The sequence below is a fragment of the Brevundimonas sp. FG128 genome, assembly GCF_057809775.1.
This window is the reverse complement of sequence record NZ_JBMDKP010000002.1, coordinates 315630-332483: the sequence shown is the minus strand read 5'-3', so window position 1 is coordinate 332483 and position 16854 is coordinate 315630. Positions and strand designations below refer to the sequence as shown.

Sequence of the window (16854 nt, the reverse complement as noted above, 5' to 3'; positions counted from 1 at the left end):
GTTAGCAGGGATGCCGACGGTCGTCTTCCCCTTCTGGGCTGGCGTGGCGCGGGCGGCGTTTCAGACGGTCAGGGGCGAAAACAGAGTCTCAATCGTCTGAAACGTCTGAAATCGCGCCAGGGCGAAGTTGCACTCCACGCGTGAAAACAGTGCAAGGTGCAAGAAAGTGCAATTAGGCGAGCCTCCTCCAGATGTGTCGGCCGTCATTATAAGGCCGTTTGGAGGGGTGTTGGGTAAGTCGGTTGCGCTTTGGCCCTAGGCGTTGTTTGCAAAGGACAACGCATCTGGAAATATGGTCGATGTGGACGGTAACCGCAGCCCGACCCTTGATCTAAGCCGTGGGCTTGCGACGCGTCTTTCGTTCTATCAGCCAGCCGGTGAGATTCGCCAGCGACGCCCCGACGGCGCCGCATAAGGCCACCGTCAGCAGGTGCGGCCAGGGCAGGGTCACCGCTTCGGCCAGCATCAGAAGGATGAAGACGTAGACAAACGTCAGTCCAGAATACGCAATGATCTTCTTCATCTAGAGTGTAGCCCCGACATGGCTGATGCTTGGAGGGCCATCACGGGATGATGCGATTGATCGTCAAGCCCGCGAACAGGGCGCCTGCGACCCAAGTCAGGGCGACGGACGAGGGGTCGGATGACGCGGCGCTGACGCTCAGGGTGAGCAGCATCGGCCCGACGATAAGATAATACCGGTCCTTCAACGTCTGACGTTTTTCACGCCAGGTCATTTGCGGACCATACGGGGACGACTTGGGCATGGGCCGATGATGTCGGAGGTGCTGAGCACATGCAACGGTTGAATGAGGGCTGCGCATTCCGCAACCCCGCCATGCAGGTTGTTGCCGATGCGCGTTGACCCCCACCGGCCGTCCGATACGAAGGTCGGATGCGTCTGCCCTTGATCCCGCACCCGACCTCGCCCCACGCCGGGCTGACGCTCGAGGTCGAGACGCGGCGGGCGGGGGGCGTGCTGAGCCTGGAATATGTGCTGGCCGGGCCGGTCGAGTTGGTGCGTTGGCCTGATGCAGCGGCGCGGGCGCGGACGGACGACCTGTGGCGGGCGACCTGTTTCGAGGCGTTCGTGCGGACGGCCAGCGGGTGAGACGGTCGTCTTCCTTTTCCGTATGTCCGTCAGCCCGATCTAAGGCTTGACGGCTTCGACCCTGAGGAAGGTCGCCGGTATGTCCGTGGCGTCAGGCCCGGCGCGATTGTGATGCTCGAAGAGTTCAATCAGTTCGGCCTCGAGCTGATCGGCCTTGTGCTCGCGCGCGGCGGCCTCGAACGCGTTCATCGTCGGGCCGTAGTAGGTCTTGAAAGTCTGGACGAGGTCGCGTGGAGGTTCGGCGTTGCGGAAGACATAGGTGTCGCGCCGGCAACTGATATCCGATGCGGACAGGCCGGCCGCCGTGAACCTCTCTCTAACGGCCTCCTCCGTCCCCCAGGTCATCGGACTGATGAAGCCGGGAGGCGGGGCGGGGGCGTAGGCGGCGCTGGTCTTAAGGACCTGCGCGATCAGGGTCGGGTCGCCGGGGATCCAGTTGCCCATGACGATCCGGCCGCCCGGCCTGACGACCCGGACCATCTCGCGCGCGACATTTGCAGGGTCAGGGGCGAACATCGCGCCGAATATGCTGACCACAAGGTCGAACTGCTCATCGGCGATATCCCGAAGATCGGAGGCGTCGCCTTCCTGGAATCGGAGATTGGCCAGCCCCGCCGCATCGGCGCGGCGGTTGCCTGCGGCGACCAGATTGGCCGCAATGTCCACGCCGAGGACGGTGGCGCCGCGCTGCGCAGCCGGAAGGGCGGTCGTGCCGTCGCCGCAGCCGAGGTCGAGGACGTGGTGACCCGGCTCGATATTCAGATTTTCAACGAAGTCCTCGCCGCTGGCGCGCATTGACGCGGCGATACGGGTGAAATCACCCTTCTCCCACAGAGCCTTATTCGGGTTCATGGCCGTCTCGCCTCCGATACCGATGGTATATAACATCTGGGGTGGGGAAGGGCCATCGCGCATGTGGTGAAGTTCCGTCTTCGGTCGGCGGCGGCGCTGTTGACCCCCACCGGCCGTCCGATACGAAGGTCGGATGCGTCTGCCCCTGATCCCGCACCCGACTTCGCCTTCCGGCGGGCTGACGCTCGAGGTCGAGGCGCGGCGGGCGGGGGGCGTGCTGAGCCTGGAATATGTGCTGGCCGGGCCGGTCGAGTTGGTGCGTTGGCCTGACGCGGCGGCGCGGGCGCGGACGGACGACCTGTGGCGGGCGACCTGTTTCGAGGCGTTCGTGCGGACGGCCAGCGGCTATGTGGAATATAATCTGTCGCCGTCGGGGGCGTGGGCGGCCTATCGGTTCGACGGCTATCGGGAGGGGATGCGAGCGTTGGAGATCACGCCGCCCTTCATCGTGACGCGCATGGCGCAGGGACGGTTCGTGCTGACGGTCGATGTGGAACTGCCGGAGGATGCGACGGGCGGGGTCGGGCTGGCGGCGGTGATCGAGGGCTTCGATGGGACGATCGCCTATTGGGGGCTGGCGCATCCATTGGTGGGGCCGGATTTCCACCATCCCGACTCGTTCGCAGCCGTTCTGTAGGTCGTTATGGGGCGTGGGCTACCCGCTGACACCGGGCGTATGGATCCTAGGCACAAGGCCTAGGATGACGGAGCAGGAGGGGGGGGAGTTGTGGCAAGTGGTGGCCTCGGGCATGGCTGTCGCGATGAGTCTCAGGAGCCCCGTATGAACTTTGGCCTCGACCGCCTTTTGTCCGACGATGCCCTGAGGGCGCAGTTGAAGGGGCGGCGCGTGGCGTTGCTGGCGCATCCGGCGTCGGTGACCAAGGATCTGCGCCATGCGGTGGATGCGCTGGCCGCCTGTCCCGAGATCACGCTGACCGCCGCCTTCGGGCCGCAGCACGGGATGAAGGGCGATCTTCAGGACAATATGATGGAGAGCCCGGATTATCGCGATCCGGTGCATGGTTTCCCGGTCTTCAGCCTTTATGGCGAGGTGCGTCGGCCCAAGGACGAATGGATGGAGACGTTCGACGTCATCCTGATCGACCTGCAAGACCTGGGCTGCCGTATCTACACCTATGTGACGACGCTGCTGTACGTGCTGGAGGCGGCGGCGAAACACGGCAAGTCGGTGTGGGTGCTGGACCGGCCCAATCCGGCGGGGCGGCCGGTCGAGGGCCAGACGCTTAAGCCCGGCTGGGAGAGTTTCGTCGGGGCGGGGCCGATGCCGATGCGGCACGGGATGACCATGGGCGAACTGGGCCTGTGGTTCATCGACCAGTTCAAGCTGGATGTGGATTACCGGGTCGTGGAGATACAGGGCTGGGCGCCCGAGGCGGGGCCGGGCTTCGGCTGGCCGCTGGGCGAGCGGGCCTGGATCAATCCCAGCCCGAATGCGCCGAACCTGTCGATGGCGCGGGCCTATGCGGGCACTGTGATGCTGGAGGGGGCGACCCTGTCGGAAGGCCGGGGCACGACCCGGCCGCTGGAGCTGTTCGGGGCGCCGGACATCGATGCGCGGGCGGTGATTGGGGAAATGCACGCGCTGGCGCCGGACTGGCTGGGCGGCTGCGTCCTGCGCGACATGTGGTTCGAGCCGACCTTCCACAAGCATGTCGGCCAGCTGTGCAGCGGGGTGCAGATCCATGTCGATCACCCCGGCTACGGCCACGCCGCGTTCAAGCCGTGGCGGGTGCAGGCCCTGGGGTTCAAGGCGATCCGGCGGCTATATCCCGACTACGACCTGTGGCGGGATTTTCCGTATGAGTATGCGTTCGGGAAACTGCCCATCGATGTGATCAACGGCGGGCCGGGGCTGCGGCAATGGGTGGACGACGCGGCGGCGACGCCGGCTGATCTGGATGCGGCGACGAAGCCGGATGAGGCGGCGTGGGAAGAGGCGCGCCGGCCGTTCCTGCTGTATTGATAATATAACCAAAATCTATTGTGCATCTGCAAATAAGTGATTGGGCTTATTTGTTGCGGTGCGGTAGGGAGAAGGCCTCCCAACCACCCTGCATTGGATTTTCCCGCATGGCCTTGATCAACACGACCATCAAACCCTTCACGGCCGAGGCCTACAAGAACGGCAAGTTCCTGACGGTCACGGACGCCGATGTCGCGGGCAAGTGGGCGATCTTCTTCTTCTATCCGGCCGATTTCACCTTCGTGTGCCCGACCGAGCTGGAAGACCTGGCCGACCACTATGACGCGTTCCAGAAGCTGGGCGTCGAGATCTATTCGGTGTCGACCGACACCCATTTCTCGCACAAGGCCTGGCACGACTCGTCGCCGGCCATCGGCAAGATCAACTACACCATGCTGGGCGACCCTTCGGGCCAGGTGACCAACAACTTCGACGCCATGCGTCCGGGCGTGGGCCTGGCCGACCGTTCGACCTTCCTGGTCGATCCGGACGGCGTGATCCAGTTCACCGAGACCACGTCGGAAGGCATCGGCCGCAACGCCGCCGAGCTTCTGCGCAAGGTCAAGGCCGCGCAATATGTGCGTTCGCACCCGGGTGAAGTCTGCCCGGCCAAGTGGGAAGAAGGCGAAGCCACCCTGGCGCCGTCGCTCGACCTCGTCGGCAAGATCTAAGACTAACGACGCCTATCGGGTCCGGCCTTCGGGTCGGACCCACCCGGCCGGAAGGCTGGATGCTATCGCGCAGGCCTCGCCGGGATCGGCTGGAAGGCGGCGCGCCACCCCTGAAAATTCGAGGACTGCCCCCATGCTGGACGCCAATCTGAAATCTCAGCTTGAGGGCTACCTCAAGAACATCGTCCATCCGGTCGAACTGGTCGCCTCGCTGGGCGCCGGGCCCAAGTCCATCGAGCTGAAGACCCTGCTGGAGGAGATCGTCTCGGTCTCGCACGGCAAGGTCGAGATGGGCCGCGACTATGACGATGAGCGCCAGCCCAGCTTCCTGATACGCCGCAAGGGCACGGACATCGGCGTGCGGTTCGCGGGCATTCCGCTGGGCCACGAGTTCACCTCGCTGGTGCTGGCCCTGCTGCACGTCGGCGGCCACCCGTCCAAGGCAGCGCAGGAGCTGATCCAGCAGATCAAGGACCTGGACGGCGACTATGTGTTCGAGACCTATTTCTCGCTGTCGTGCCAGAACTGCCCCGACGTGGTGCAGGCCCTGAACCTGATGAGCGTGCTGAACCCGCGTATCAAACACGTCGCCATCGAAGGCGGCCTGTTCAAGGACGAGGTGGATGAACGCAAGATCATGGCCGTGCCGACGGTCTTCCTGAACGGCGAACTGTTCGGCCAGGGCCGAATGGAGCTGGAGCAGATCGTCGCCAAGATCGATTCGGGCGCCGAGGCGCGCGCCGCCGAGCGGCTGAAGGCCAAGGATCCGTTCGACGTCCTGGTCATCGGCGGCGGCCCGGCCGGGGCGGCGGCCGCCATCTATACGGCGCGCAAGGGCATCCGCACCGGGATCGCGGCCGAGCGGTTCGGCGGCCAGGTGCTGGACACCATGTCGATCGAGAACTTCATTTCGGTGTCGCACACTGAGGGGCCGAAGCTGGCGGCCCATCTGGAACAGCATGTCCGCGAATATGAGGTGGACCTGATGAACCTGCAGAAGGCGGCCAAGCTGGTGCCGTCCAAGGTTCCGGGCGGTCTGCATGAAGTCGTGCTGGAGAACGGCGCGAGCCTGAAGTCGCGGACTGTCATCCTGGCCACCGGCGCGCGCTGGCGCCAGATGAACGTGCCGGGCGAGGACCAGTACAAGAACAAGGGCGTGGCCTATTGCCCGCACTGCGACGGGCCCCTGTTCAAGGGCAAGCGGGTCGCGGTGATCGGCGGCGGCAACTCGGGCGTCGAGGCGGCCATCGACCTGGCGGGCATCGTGGCCCATGTGACCCTGATCGAATACGACAGCGAGCTGCGGGCCGATGCGGTGCTGCAACGCAAGCTGGCGACCCTGCCGAACGTGCGGATCGTCACCTCGGCCCTGACGACCCAGGTGCATGGCGACGGGGATAAGGTGACGGGCCTGTCCTACAAGGACCGCAACTCCGACGCCCATCACGATGTCGATCTGGAAGGCATCTTCGTTCAGATCGGCCTGGTGCCGAACACCGAATGGCTGAAAGGCGCCGTGGGCCTGACGGCGCGTGGCGAGATCGAGGTGGATCATCGCGGCGAGACGTCTCAGCCGGGCATCTTCGGCGCAGGCGACGTGACGACCGTGCCCTACAAGCAGATTGTCGTGGCCATGGGCGAGGGCTCCAAGGCGGGGCTGGCGGCTTTCGACTACATGATCCGCACCGTGCCGGCGGAAGAGGCGATGGAGGCGGCGTAGGCGGTCAGTCCCGCCTCAGCGATGAGGGCAGCCAGGCCAGCAGCAAGGGCGGCGCTTGCCGGCCTGGAGGTTTTCGCAACCCCAGTCTATCCGCTTGCGCCGCGTCTCCTGCTTCTTGGCGGACTCGACCCAGCAGATCCATTCGTTGCGGGCGAGGGGCGTGATGTCCCGCCACGTCGCCATGGCGCCGGTGTTGAAGGTCAGCGCCGTCAGCAAGTCGTCCGGCAGATCATGAACGACGCCGCCGGGGATGTTCGTCTGGTCGGCCATGGCCGTTTGTCCCACCGGAAAGCCTGACCTGCAACCGCGCCTCAGAACCGCCGTGCGGGGCTGTCGTCGTTCAGGCCGAAATCGACTTGGGCGTCAGGCAGGGACGAGGGCGACCCGACGGGATCGTCGTCGCGGATGAGCCAGGTTTGACGATATTGGGCTCTACGCCGGCTTTTCTTCCAGACGCTTGTCCAGATAGGCGCCGACGCGGCGTTCGACGGCGCCGATGTGATCCTGCCAGAAGTGGCTGGCGCCTTCTTCCAGTTCGTAGTCGATGATGATGCCCTTCTGGGTGCGCAGCTTGTTGACCACGCGCTCGACCTCGACCGGCGGCACGACGGTGTCGGCAGTGCCGTGCAGGAACAGGCCGGACGCCGGGCAGGGGGCCAGGAAGCTGAAGTCGTACATGTTCGACGGCGGCGAGACCGAGATGAAGCCGTCCGTCTCGGGACGGCGCATCAGGAGCTGCATGCCGATATAGGCGCCGAACTGATAGCCGCCGACCCAGGTCTGACTGGCGCCGGGGTTGTTCGACTGGAGCCAGTCGAGGGCGGTGGCGGCGTCGGCCAGCTCGCCAATGCCCGAATCGAACTCGCCCTGCGACTTGCCGACGCCGCGCGAGTTGTAACGCAGGGTGGCGAAGCCGCGCTGCTGGAACAGCTGGTGCAGGGTGACCGTCACCGGGTTATTCATGTGCCCGCCCGCCTTGGGATGCGGGTGCAGGATCAGGGCGATCGGTGCGTTCGGGCGCTTGCCCGGGGAATAGCGGCCTTCGATGCGACCGGAGGCGCCGGGCAGGATGACTTCAGGCATAGGGGCTCTGGAATCCGTTCAACTGTCATTTCGCGAGTGCGTAATACTTGACCGCTGAGGTGGGACTTTCTAAGTCCCTCCGCAAGCGCGCCGCCTTTGCGAAGGCGCGGGTTCTAGCACAAGAGCCCCGAAAAGCGCGCAATTTTTGAAGGTGCGATATGCGTCTGTCGACCAAGGGACGATACGCCGTGATGGCGATGGCCGATCTGGCGAAAAACGGGCGCGGCGAGAGCGGCGACATTCGGGCGGTTTCGCTAGCCGAGATCGCCGCGCGTCAGGAGATTTCGCTGAGCTATCTGGAGCAGTTGTTCGCCCGGCTGCGCAAGAGCGGCCTGGTCAAGAGCGTGCGGGGACCGGGCGGCGGCTATCGGTTGGCCAAGGGCGCGCACGAGACGGTGGTGGCCGAGATCGTGCTGGCGGTCGATGAGCCGATCCGCGCGACGCGGTGCGTCGCGCATGGGTCGCCCAAGGGCTGTATGCTGGCCGGCGAACGCTGCATCACCCACAATCTTTGGGAAGACCTGGGCGACGAGATTCATCGCTATCTGGCCGGGGTGTCGCTGGAAGATGTGGTGATGAACCGCACGGGCCAGCGTCGTCGCAACGTGGAGCCGCAAGCTGTCGGGGTGGCGGCATGAGCGGCATTTATCTGGACTACAACGCCTCGGGCCTGGTGCGGCCGGAAGTGCTGGAGATCATGGCCAAGGCCCTGGCCGACAACGGCAACCCATCGGCGGTTCATGCGGCCGGGCGACGGGCGCGGGCGCGGGTTGAGACGGCGCGGGCCCAGGTTGGAGACCTGGTCGGGGCCGATCCGACGGCGGTGGTGTGCAACAGCGGCGGGACCGAGGCCAATGCGCAGGGCATCGCCAGCGCACTGGCGGCCGGGTGCGAGCGGCTGATCGTCTCGGCGACCGAACATCCGTGCGTGGCCGAGACGGCGGCGAATGCGGGCGCGCTGGTCGAGGTGCTGCCGGTCGATGCGAACGGCGTGGTCGATCTGGACTGGCTGGCGCAGGCGTTGCGCCGTCCGGGCCGGGCCGTGGTCGCCATCCATCATGCGAACAATGAAAGCGGCGTGATCCAGCCCGTGGTCGAGGCCGCCGCCCTGGTGCGCGCGGCCGGCGGCTGGCTGCATGTCGATGCGATCCAGTCGGCGGGCAAGATTTCGGTGGATATGCGGGTGCTGGACGCCGACAGCCTGACCTTGTCGGCGCACAAGCTGGGCGGGCCGCAGGGCGTGGGGGCGTTGATCTTCAAGGAAGGCGTGTCGGGCGTTCGCATCCTGCATGGGGCGGGGCAGGAGCGGGGACTGCGCGCCGGGACCGAGAATGTACCGGGCATCGCCGGGTTCGGCGTGGCCGCCGACTGCGCCGCGCGGGATCTGGAGGCGATGCAGTCGCACGTCGGCTGGCGTGATGCGGCCGAGGCGAAGGTGATGGCCGCAGGGGCGACCGTGATCGGCGGCGAGGTGGCGCGCCTGCCCAATACGCTGTTCATGGCGGTCGAAGGTTGGGACAGTCCTCAACAGTTGATTACGCTCGATCTGGCGGGGGTGATGGTGTCGGCGGGGTCGGCCTGTTCGTCGGGCAAGGTCAAGCCGTCCAAGACCATCAGCGCCATGGGATTGAACGCTCTGGCGACCGGTGGCGTGCGTGTCTCCGGCGGCTGGGGCACGACCGAGAGCGACTGGAGCCGGTTCGCCGACGCCTGGATCGCCGCCTATACGAAGCACAAGGCACGCGCCGCAGAGCGCGTGAGAGAGGTCGCCTGATGGCCGCCGTCAAGGAAACCATCGACGCTGTCGCCGCGCTGGAGAAGTACGAGCACGGCTTCACCTCGGACATCGAGACGGAATACGCGCCGCGCGGCCTGAGCGCCGAGATCGTGCGCTTCATCTCCGAGAAGAAGGGCGAGCCAGCATGGATGCTGGAATGGCGCCTCGCCGCCTATGAGCGCTGGCTGGCGATGGAAGAGCCGACCTGGGCGGCGGTGAAGTATGAGCCGGTCGATTACCAGTCGCTGTTCTACTATGCGGCGCCCAAGCAGAAGGAGGGGCCGAAGTCTCTGGACGAGGTCGATCCCGAGATCCTGGAAATCTACAAGAAGCTGGGCATCCCGCTGAAGGAGCAGGAAGTGCTGGCCGGGGTGCAAGGCGCGCCGCGCGTGGCCGTGGACGCCGTGTTCGACTCGGTTAGCGTGGTCACCACCTTCAAGGAGGAACTGGCCAAGGTGGGCGTGATTTTCATGCCGATTTCCGAGGCCTTGCGTGAATATCCTGAACTGGTGCGGCAATATCTGGGGTCGGTGGTGCCGGTCTCGGACAACTATTTCGCGGCCCTGAACAGCGCGGTCTTTTCCGACGGATCGTTCGTCTACATCCCGCCGGGCGTGCGCTGCCCGATGGAGTTGTCTACCTATTTCCGCATCAATGCGAGCCAGACGGGCCAGTTCGAGCGCACCCTGATCATCGCAGACAAGGGCAGCTATTGCTCCTATCTGGAGGGCTGCACCGCACCGATGCGCGACGAGAACCAGCTGCATGCGGCGGTGGTCGAGATCGTGGCGCTTGACGACGCCGAGGTGAAATATTCGACGGTGCAGAACTGGTACCCCGGCGACGCCGAGGGCAGGGGCGGCATCTACAACTTCGTCACCAAGCGCGCGGATTGCCGGGGTGATCGGTCCAAGGTCAGCTGGACTCAGGTCGAGACCGGTTCGGCTGTCACCTGGAAATATCCGTCCTGCATCCTGAAGGGCGACGACAGCTCGGGCGAGTTCTATTCCATCGCAATCACCAACGGACATCAGCAGGCCGACACCGGCACCAAGATGATCCACCTGGGCAAGAACACCAAGTCGCGGATCATCGCCAAGGCGGTGTCGGCGGGGAAGTCGGACTCGACGTATCGCGGCCTGGTCTCGGTGCATCCCAAGGCGACGGGGGTGCGCAACTTCACCCAGTGCGACAGCCTTCTGATCGGGAAAGAGTGCGGCTCGCACACCATCCCCTATATCGAGGCCCGCAACGGCTCGGCGCAGCTGGAGCACGAGGCGACGACGACCCGCCTGAGCGACGACCAGCTTTTCTACGCCCAGCAGCGCGGCCTGTCGCAGGAGGAGGCGGTGGCCCTGCTGGTCAACGGCTTCGTCCGCGACGTGATGCAGAAGCTGCCGATGGAGTTCGCCGTCGAGGCGCAAAAACTAGTGGCGATCAGCCTCGAAGGCTCGGTCGGGTAAAGAAGAACCATGCTGAAGATCAACAACCTCAACGTCTCCGTCGGCGAAAAGCCGATCCTCAAAGGCCTGACGCTCGAAGTGCCGGCCGGCGAAGTGCACGCGATCATGGGCCCGAACGGAGCCGGCAAGTCGACGCTGGGTTACGCCCTGTCGGGGCGGCCGGGCTATGAGGCGACCGAGGGCGCGGTCGAATGGGCGGGCGAGGATCTGCTGGCGCTGGACCCGGCCGAGCGGGCGGCCAAGGGCGTCTTCCTGTCGTTCCAGTATCCGATCGAGATTCCCGGCGTGCCGGCCCTGACGTTCGTGCGGACAGCGCTGAACGCCCAGAAGCGCGCGCGGGGCGAGGAGGAGGTGGCGGCGCCGGCCTTCATGAAGCTGGTGCGCGAGGCGTCCAAGGCGCTGAAGATGGATTTCGACATGCTGAAGCGGCCGTTGAACGTCGGCTTCTCCGGCGGCGAGAAGAAGCGGATGGAAATCCTGCAGATGGCCCTGCTGGAGCCGTCGCTGCTGATCCTGGACGAAACGGATTCGGGCCTGGACATCGACGCCCTGCGCATCGTGTCGGAGGGTGTGAACGCCCTGCGCCGTCCCGACCGGGCCATGCTGGTCATCACCCACTATCAGCGCCTGCTGGACTACATCAAACCGGACCGGGTCCATGTGCTGGCCGGCGGTCGGATCGTGGCCTCGGGCGGGCCGGAGCTGGCGCATCAGTTGGAGGCGGAAGGGTACGACAAGTATCTTCTGGAACCGGCATGAGCGCGGCCTTCGCCATTGATCTGACCGACGCCGAAACCTTTCCGTCACGGCGGACGGAGGCGTGGAAATACAGCGACCTGAAGCGCTGGCTTCGCGCGGCGCCGGAGCCTTCGGGCACGGCGACGGTCGGGCCGCCAGGGCCCTTCTATGACCTGGGCGGAGAGGCGATCGTCTTCGCCAATGGGCGCGCCGTGGGCGTGACCGACTTCATCGCCTCGGGCGAGCAGACGCTGCGGCTGCGCTATATTTCCGACGCGGTAGGGACGGGCCACACGGCCGGCGCGCGGGTCTCGGCGCGGGCGGGCGCCAAGCTGCTGCTGCTGGAGACGCACGAGGGCGCGGGCTCGGCCTATGTGGCCCACAATACGCTGGAGCTGGACGTGGCGGCCGGGGCCGAGGTGACGCGCGTCGTGCTGGTCGAAGAGCCGGAGGACGCCATCTCCGTGTCCGAAGCTCATGTGAAGGTCGAGGCGGGCGGCGTCTATCGCCAGACCATCGTCACGACCGGCGCCAAGCTGCAGCGGATCGAGACCCGCATCACCCATTACGCCCAGGGCGCGCATGTCCAGGCCGACGGCCTGTATCTGCTGAACGGATCGCGTCACACCGACCTGACCAGCGTGGTGCGTCACGTCGAGCATGACGGCGCGACCAGCCAGTTGATCAAGGGCGTGGCCCGCGACACCGCGCGCGGCGTCTTCCAGGGCAAGATCGTGGTCGAGCGCGGGGCCGACGGCACCGATGCGCGCATGGGCCACCACGCCCTGATCGCGTCGGAACGGGCCGAGATCGACGCCAAGCCGGAACTGATCATCTATGCCGACGACGTGCAGTGCGCGCACGGCAATACGGTGGGGACGCTGGACGAAAGCGCCCTGTTCTACATGCAGCAGCGCGGCATTCCGGCCGACGAGGCCCGCGCCCTGCTGACGCAAGCCTTCCTGATCGAGGTCATCGACCGGATCGAACATGAAGGTGCAAGAGAGGTGGCGAGGGAATGGCTGACGGCCAGACTTTGAAAACTAAGGTTGTGAACCTTTTCGATCCCTATGCTGTGCGGGCGCAGTTCCCGATCCTGTCGCGACAGGTGAACGGCAAGCCGCTGGTCTATCTGGACAATGCGGCCTCGGCGCAGAAGCCGCGCGCGGTGATCGACGCCCTGGTCGCGACGATGGAGGGCGGTTACGCCAACGTCCACCGCGGCCTGCACACTCTGTCGAACGAGGCGACCGAGGCCTTCGAGAAGGCGCGCGAGATCGTCGCCCGCTTCCTGAACGCCGAAAGCCCCGAGCAGGTGGTCTGGACCAAGGGCGGGACCGAGGCGATCAACCTGGTGGCCAACGGGTTGGGGCTGAGCATCGAGCCGGGCGACGAGATCATCGTCTCGGAGATGGAGCACCATTCCAACATCGTGCCCTGGCACCTGCTGCGCGAACGACGCGGGGCGGTGCTCAAATGGATCCCGGTGCTGGACGACGGGTCGCTGGACATGGCGGCCTATGCCGACCTGCTGGTGCCAAACACGCGCATGGTCGCGGTCACCCATATGTCGAACGTGCTGGGGACCATCAATCCGGTCGCGGAGATCACGCGTCTGGCGCATGCAGCCGGGGCTCAGGTGCTGATCGACGGGTGTCAGGGCGCGGTCCATGCGACGCCGGACGTGCAGGCCATCGGCTGCGACTTCTATGTCCTGACCGGCCACAAGCTGTTTGCGCCGACCGGCATCGGCGCCCTGTATGGCACGGCCGAGGCGCTGGAGGCCCTGCCGCCCTATCAGGGCGGGGGAGAGATGATCGAGACGGTCGAGCGTGACCGTGTGACCTACGCCAAGCCGCCGCACCGGTTCGAGGCGGGAACGCCGCCGATCCTGGAGGCCATCGGCCTGGGCGTGGCGCTGGAATGGTTGGCGCAATACGACCGCGCGGCGGTGCAGGCGCACGAAAATGCGCTGTATCAGCACGCCGTGGATCGGTTGGACGGCCAGGGTTGGCTGCGGATTCTGGGTCAGGCGCAAGGCAAGGGCGCGATCCTGACCTTCGCCGTCGAGGGCGCGCATGCCCATGACGTGGCCCAAATCATGGACCGTTACGGCGTCGCCGTGCGGGCCGGCCTGCATTGCGCCGAGCCGCTGGCGAAAAGAATGGGCGTGACGTCGAGCACCCGCGCCTCCTTCGCCCTATATAACACCGTGGAGGATGCCGACGCCTTCGTGGATGCGCTGATCAAGGCGCGGAACTTCTTCGTGTAAGCCGATGACAGATCAACCTATTCAAGACAGCGACGCCTTCAAGGATGCCTGGGACGAACCCCAGAAGAGCGCCCTGTCGCAGGCCGAGCTGGACACTCTGACCGATCAGCTGATCGAGGCGTTGAAGTCGGTCTATGACCCGGAAATCCCGGTCGACATCTATGAGCTGGGCCTGATCTATCGCGTGGACGTCAATGACGACCGCGACGTGGTAGTGGACATGACCTTGACGGCGCCTGGCTGTCCGGTCGCCGGCGAGATGCCGGGCTGGGTCGAGACGGCGGTCGAGAAGGTCGAGGGCGTGCGCAGCGCCAAGGCCAATCTGGTGTTCGACCCGCCGTGGGACAGCTCCAAGATGAGTGATGAGGCCAAGCTGGCCCTGAACATGTTCTGATGACCAAACTTCAAACCACATCCCGTCCCCGCCGCCCGCGGCCCAAGGCCGTCACCCTGACTGACGCCGCCGCTGAGCGCGTGCGCGAAATCCTGGACAATGCCGAGAACGACCACATCGGTTTGCGGATCGGGGTCAAGAACGGCGGCTGCGCGGGCCAGGAATACACCTTCGCCTATGCCGACAGCGTCGGGCCGCTGGACGAGGTGGTTGAGGACAAGGGCGTCACGATCCTGATCGAGCCAAAGGCAGTGCTGTTCCTGATCGGCACCGAGATCGACTATGAGACGACGCGGCTCGCGTCCAAGTTCGTGTTCAACAATCCGAACCAGACGGACGCCTGTGGTTGCGGCGAGAGCGTGACCATCGTGCCGGTCGCCGCCGACTGACATGGCTTACGACGGGGACTTCGGCGAATGGGTGCGCGAGCATTTCGCAGGTCTGGGTCGGCTGGAGATCAAGCGGATGTTCGGCGGGGCGGGGGTCTATGCGTCCGGCGTGATGTTCGCCCTGCTGGACGACGGCGTTGTCTGGTTGAAGGGGGATGATACGCTGGGCGAAGCCTTCTTGGAGGCCGGCTCGCGTCAGTTCACCTATCCGGCCAAGGACGGGCGGACGATGAGCATGGGCTATTGGACCCTGCCGGAAACGGCGTTGGACGATCCCGACGAAGCGGTCGCCTGGGCGCGGCGGTCGCTGGAAGTGGCGGTGAAGAAGGCGGCGGGGAAGAAGCCGAGCAGGAGGTAGCTCGTCTCCTCCCCATGAAATGGGGAGGGGGACCGCGTAGCGGTGGAGGGGTTCTCGAAGTCGCACAGGCACAGGTGATGCGGTGCAGAGCCCCTCCGTCACGGCGCTGAAGAAGCGCCGCGCCACCTCCCCGCGAAGCGGGGAGGAGACAGTTTCTATTTTGGTGCTTCCACCAGCACGGCCGGCGTGACCGGCTGACCTGTCGCCTGGGCGACCAGCTCGGCGGTGCGGGTCTCGATGACGGCTTCCAGCCGGGCCAGGAACTCTTCTTTCGGCAGGCCGACGGGGATGGGTTCAAGGAACTCCAGCGTCGCCGTTCCAGGGTGTTTCTCGTATTTCTCCTCGGGCCAGAAGACGCCGAGGTTGGTGGCGAGCGGCACGACGGGCACATCGAAGTCGCGGTACATGTGCCAGACGCCCGAGCGATATTTGAACTTCTGGCCGACCGGCGCGAGATGGCCCTCGGGGTAGATCAGAATCTTGCGGTTCTCGGCGCGGGCCTCGGCGGCGCGCATGGCCAGGGCCTTGCGCGCTTCATGTCCGCCGCAGCTGTTGACGACGATGGCGCCCAGTTTCTTCAGCACGCCGCCCAGCAGGGGAAGCTTCTCCAGATGGTCGCCGGTGACAAAGGCGATATCGTCGAACTGGTCATAGGTGGCGAAGCCGTCGCCCCAGCTCTGGTGTTTCGAGGCGATGATGAACGCGCCCTCAGGCAGCCGGTCCTTGCCGCGCACGTCCAGCCGGATGCCGGCGAAGATCGCCATGGCCTGGACCATGCGCTTGACATAGCGGCGGATGACCCAGCTGGCGGGACCGCGACCGGGTGCGAACGCCGCGAAGGCCGCCGTCAGGCCGTAGCCGATCGACAGGATCCAGTAGGCGACATTGAAGGCGAAGCTGCGCATGGGGCGACTATGGCAGAAAGCCTGGCCTTGTCAGGCCCGCTTAGGCCGCGTTTTCGAGCGACGACGCGGGCGTGACGCAGTTTCGACCGGCGCGCTTGGATTCGTAGAGCGCGGCGTCGGCGCGTTCCAACAGGCTGGCGGCGGTTTCGCCCCTTTGACGCTGAGCGAAGCCGGACGAGAGGGTCACCGAGCCCAGGTCGTCATTGGTCGAGCGGCGGCGCAGGGCGCGCGAGGCCACGTCGTTGCGGATGCTTTCGAGCGCCGCCATGACGACGCCCGCGCCTTCGCCGGGGAAGATGATCGCGAACTCCTCGCCGCCGAACCGGGCGGCGAATCGGGTCTTGCCGCAGATGTTGGACAGGACGGTGGAGACGTAACGCAGCACCTGATCGCCGGTCTGGTGGCCCCAGGTGTCGTTGAACCGCTTGAAGTGGTCGATGTCGAGGATGGCCAGGCTGAGCAGCGATCCGTCGTCCTCGGCGCAGGCGGCCTCCAGCCGTTCGTCGAAAGCCTTGCGGTTGGCCAGGTTAGTCAGGGCGTCCGTCATGGCGTCGCGGCGCACCTGTTCCAGGTTCTCGCGCAGGCGGATGACTTCCTTGTTGGATTTCTCCAGACGTTTTTCCAGGATCGCGGTCTCGCGGCGCACGCGGTTCGTCGCGGTCGACAAGCCGCCGACCAAATCCTTCAGCGAGGACGTATCCTCGACGGTTTCCATGGAGTGGGAGGCGTCGGCGAGGGTCTCGCCATAGTCGGCCTGGGTCTTGTGGGCCATGGCGATGGCGCTGGCGACGCTGGCCAGTTCGCGGTCGAGGACGGCGCCGACATCACGGATTTGGTCCGGCAGACGCCCACGCGGCAGGAACTCGGCGGCCAGCATCTCCGACGTCTTGTCGGTGATGACCGTGGACTGTGCGAGAAGGCGGCGAATTTCCTGGGCCAGGGCGCCGTCAGGATCGCTGAGATAGTGCAGCCAGAGTTCGAAGTTCAGCGGCGTCGGCCAGACGCCGGCCTTTTCCATTTCGGCGATGACATCACGCGCCAGGGCATAGGCTTGCGGGCCCCGTAGCGCCGTCTCGACCTGCTTGGACATTCTTCTTCCCCTCGACCCCCGTTCTGGAGCCGTATTGGGAGCGAACA

The 16854-nt window shown here is 65.5% G+C and carries 21 protein-coding genes; 14 read left to right on the top strand and 7 right to left on the bottom strand.

Going from position 1 to position 16854, the window contains the following annotated elements; translation table 11 throughout:
* Positions 1–331: 331 nt before the first annotated feature.
* Complete coding sequence (locus tag ACODSC_RS06100; RefSeq protein ID WP_488812758.1) at positions 332–523, bottom strand: hypothetical protein; 192 nt, start codon at positions 521–523, stop codon at positions 332–334.
* 40 nt (positions 524–563) lie between these two features.
* Positions 564–737: a hypothetical protein gene (locus ACODSC_RS06095; protein WP_488812756.1), complete on the bottom strand. Its 174-nt coding sequence runs from the start codon at positions 735–737 to the stop codon at positions 564–566.
* Positions 738–895: 158 nt separating this feature from the next.
* Here ACODSC_RS06095 and ACODSC_RS06090 point away from each other — a divergent pair, with 158 nt between their 5' ends.
* Positions 896–1111 carry a DOMON domain-containing protein gene (locus ACODSC_RS06090; protein ID WP_488812754.1) on the top strand — a complete coding sequence of 72 codons (216 nt, stop codon included), beginning with the start codon at positions 896–898 and terminating at the stop codon, positions 1109–1111.
* 39 nt (positions 1112–1150) lie between these two features.
* Here ACODSC_RS06090 and ACODSC_RS06085 read toward each other — a convergent pair whose 3' ends face one another.
* On the bottom strand, positions 1151–1963 hold the full coding sequence (locus ACODSC_RS06085) for a class I SAM-dependent methyltransferase (RefSeq protein ID WP_488812752.1): 813 nt from the start codon (positions 1961–1963) through the stop codon (positions 1151–1153).
* Positions 1964–2096: 133 nt separating this feature from the next.
* Between ACODSC_RS06085 and ACODSC_RS06080 the strand changes: the two genes are divergently transcribed.
* From ACODSC_RS06080 to ahpF, 4 genes are all read left to right on the top strand, one after another.
* The gene (locus ACODSC_RS06080; RefSeq protein ID WP_488812750.1) at positions 2097–2600 is read left to right on the top strand and encodes a DOMON-like domain-containing protein; all 504 of its coding nucleotides are present in this window, start codon (positions 2097–2099) and stop codon (positions 2598–2600) included.
* 144 nt (positions 2601–2744) lie between these two features.
* Positions 2745–3947 (top strand): exo-beta-N-acetylmuramidase NamZ family protein, encoded by a 1203-nt coding sequence (locus ACODSC_RS06075; protein WP_488812748.1) that lies wholly within the window; start codon positions 2745–2747, stop codon positions 3945–3947.
* Positions 3948–4054: 107 nt separating this feature from the next.
* Positions 4055–4618: an alkyl hydroperoxide reductase subunit C gene (gene ahpC, locus ACODSC_RS06070; protein ID WP_135195428.1), complete on the top strand. Its 564-nt coding sequence runs from the start codon at positions 4055–4057 to the stop codon at positions 4616–4618.
* 133 nt (positions 4619–4751) lie between these two features.
* Entirely contained in the window at positions 4752–6338 is a 1587-nt protein-coding gene (gene ahpF, locus ACODSC_RS06065; RefSeq protein ID WP_488812746.1) for an alkyl hydroperoxide reductase subunit F, read from the top strand.
* Positions 6339–6353: 15 nt separating this feature from the next.
* Here the strand turns inward: ahpF and ACODSC_RS06060 are convergent, their stop codons facing one another.
* Entirely contained in the window at positions 6354–6608 is a 255-nt protein-coding gene (locus ACODSC_RS06060; RefSeq protein ID WP_488812744.1) for a YdeI/OmpD-associated family protein, read from the bottom strand.
* Between the two features lie 162 nt (positions 6609–6770).
* On the bottom strand, positions 6771–7421 hold the full coding sequence (locus ACODSC_RS06055) for an alpha/beta hydrolase (RefSeq protein WP_488812742.1): 651 nt from the start codon (positions 7419–7421) through the stop codon (positions 6771–6773).
* Positions 7422–7579: 158 nt separating this feature from the next.
* Here ACODSC_RS06055 and ACODSC_RS06050 point away from each other — a divergent pair, with 158 nt between their 5' ends.
* Genes ACODSC_RS06050 through ACODSC_RS06010 form a run of 9 tightly spaced genes read left to right on the top strand, consistent with a single transcriptional unit; the run spans position 7580 to position 14812 of the window.
* Positions 7580–8059, top strand: coding sequence for an Rrf2 family transcriptional regulator (locus tag ACODSC_RS06050; protein WP_476694062.1), 480 nt, complete (start codon positions 7580–7582; stop codon positions 8057–8059).
* The gene (locus ACODSC_RS06045; protein ID WP_488812740.1) at positions 8056–9195 is read left to right on the top strand and encodes a cysteine desulfurase family protein; all 1140 of its coding nucleotides are present in this window, start codon (positions 8056–8058) and stop codon (positions 9193–9195) included. Before ACODSC_RS06050 ends, ACODSC_RS06045 begins: the two co-directional genes overlap by 4 nt.
* Positions 9195–10661 carry a Fe-S cluster assembly protein SufB gene (gene sufB / locus ACODSC_RS06040; protein ID WP_488812738.1) on the top strand — a complete coding sequence of 489 codons (1467 nt, stop codon included), beginning with the start codon at positions 9195–9197 and terminating at the stop codon, positions 10659–10661. The genes ACODSC_RS06045 and sufB overlap by 1 nt, the downstream gene beginning before the upstream one ends.
* Positions 10662–10670: 9 nt before the next feature.
* Positions 10671–11420: a Fe-S cluster assembly ATPase SufC gene (gene sufC / locus ACODSC_RS06035; protein ID WP_488812736.1), complete on the top strand. Its 750-nt coding sequence runs from the start codon at positions 10671–10673 to the stop codon at positions 11418–11420.
* Complete coding sequence (sufD, locus tag ACODSC_RS06030) at positions 11417–12439, top strand: Fe-S cluster assembly protein SufD (RefSeq protein ID WP_488812734.1); 1023 nt, start codon at positions 11417–11419, stop codon at positions 12437–12439. The genes sufC and sufD overlap by 4 nt, the downstream gene beginning before the upstream one ends.
* Before the next feature lie 11 nt (positions 12440–12450).
* Positions 12451–13671: an aminotransferase class V-fold PLP-dependent enzyme gene (locus ACODSC_RS06025; RefSeq protein WP_488812732.1), complete on the top strand. Its 1221-nt coding sequence runs from the start codon at positions 12451–12453 to the stop codon at positions 13669–13671.
* A gap of 4 nt (positions 13672–13675) precedes the next feature.
* Positions 13676–14065: an SUF system Fe-S cluster assembly protein gene (locus tag ACODSC_RS06020; protein ID WP_159850384.1), complete on the top strand. Its 390-nt coding sequence runs from the start codon at positions 13676–13678 to the stop codon at positions 14063–14065.
* The gene (locus ACODSC_RS06015) at positions 14065–14454 is read left to right on the top strand and encodes a HesB/IscA family protein (protein ID WP_488812729.1); all 390 of its coding nucleotides are present in this window, start codon (positions 14065–14067) and stop codon (positions 14452–14454) included. The genes ACODSC_RS06020 and ACODSC_RS06015 overlap by 1 nt, the downstream gene beginning before the upstream one ends.
* A gap of 1 nt (position 14455) precedes the next feature.
* Positions 14456–14812: a TfoX/Sxy family protein gene (locus ACODSC_RS06010; protein ID WP_488812727.1), complete on the top strand. Its 357-nt coding sequence runs from the start codon at positions 14456–14458 to the stop codon at positions 14810–14812.
* Positions 14813–14967: 155 nt separating this feature from the next.
* On the opposite strand, the gene ACODSC_RS06005 is transcribed toward ACODSC_RS06010, so the two are convergent.
* The gene (locus ACODSC_RS06005) at positions 14968–15717 is read right to left on the bottom strand and encodes a lysophospholipid acyltransferase family protein (RefSeq protein ID WP_488812725.1); all 750 of its coding nucleotides are present in this window, start codon (positions 15715–15717) and stop codon (positions 14968–14970) included.
* Positions 15718–15757: 40 nt separating this feature from the next.
* Positions 15758–16807, bottom strand: coding sequence for a GGDEF domain-containing protein (locus ACODSC_RS06000; RefSeq protein ID WP_488812723.1), 1050 nt, complete (start codon positions 16805–16807; stop codon positions 15758–15760).
* Positions 16808–16854 lie beyond the last annotated feature (47 nt).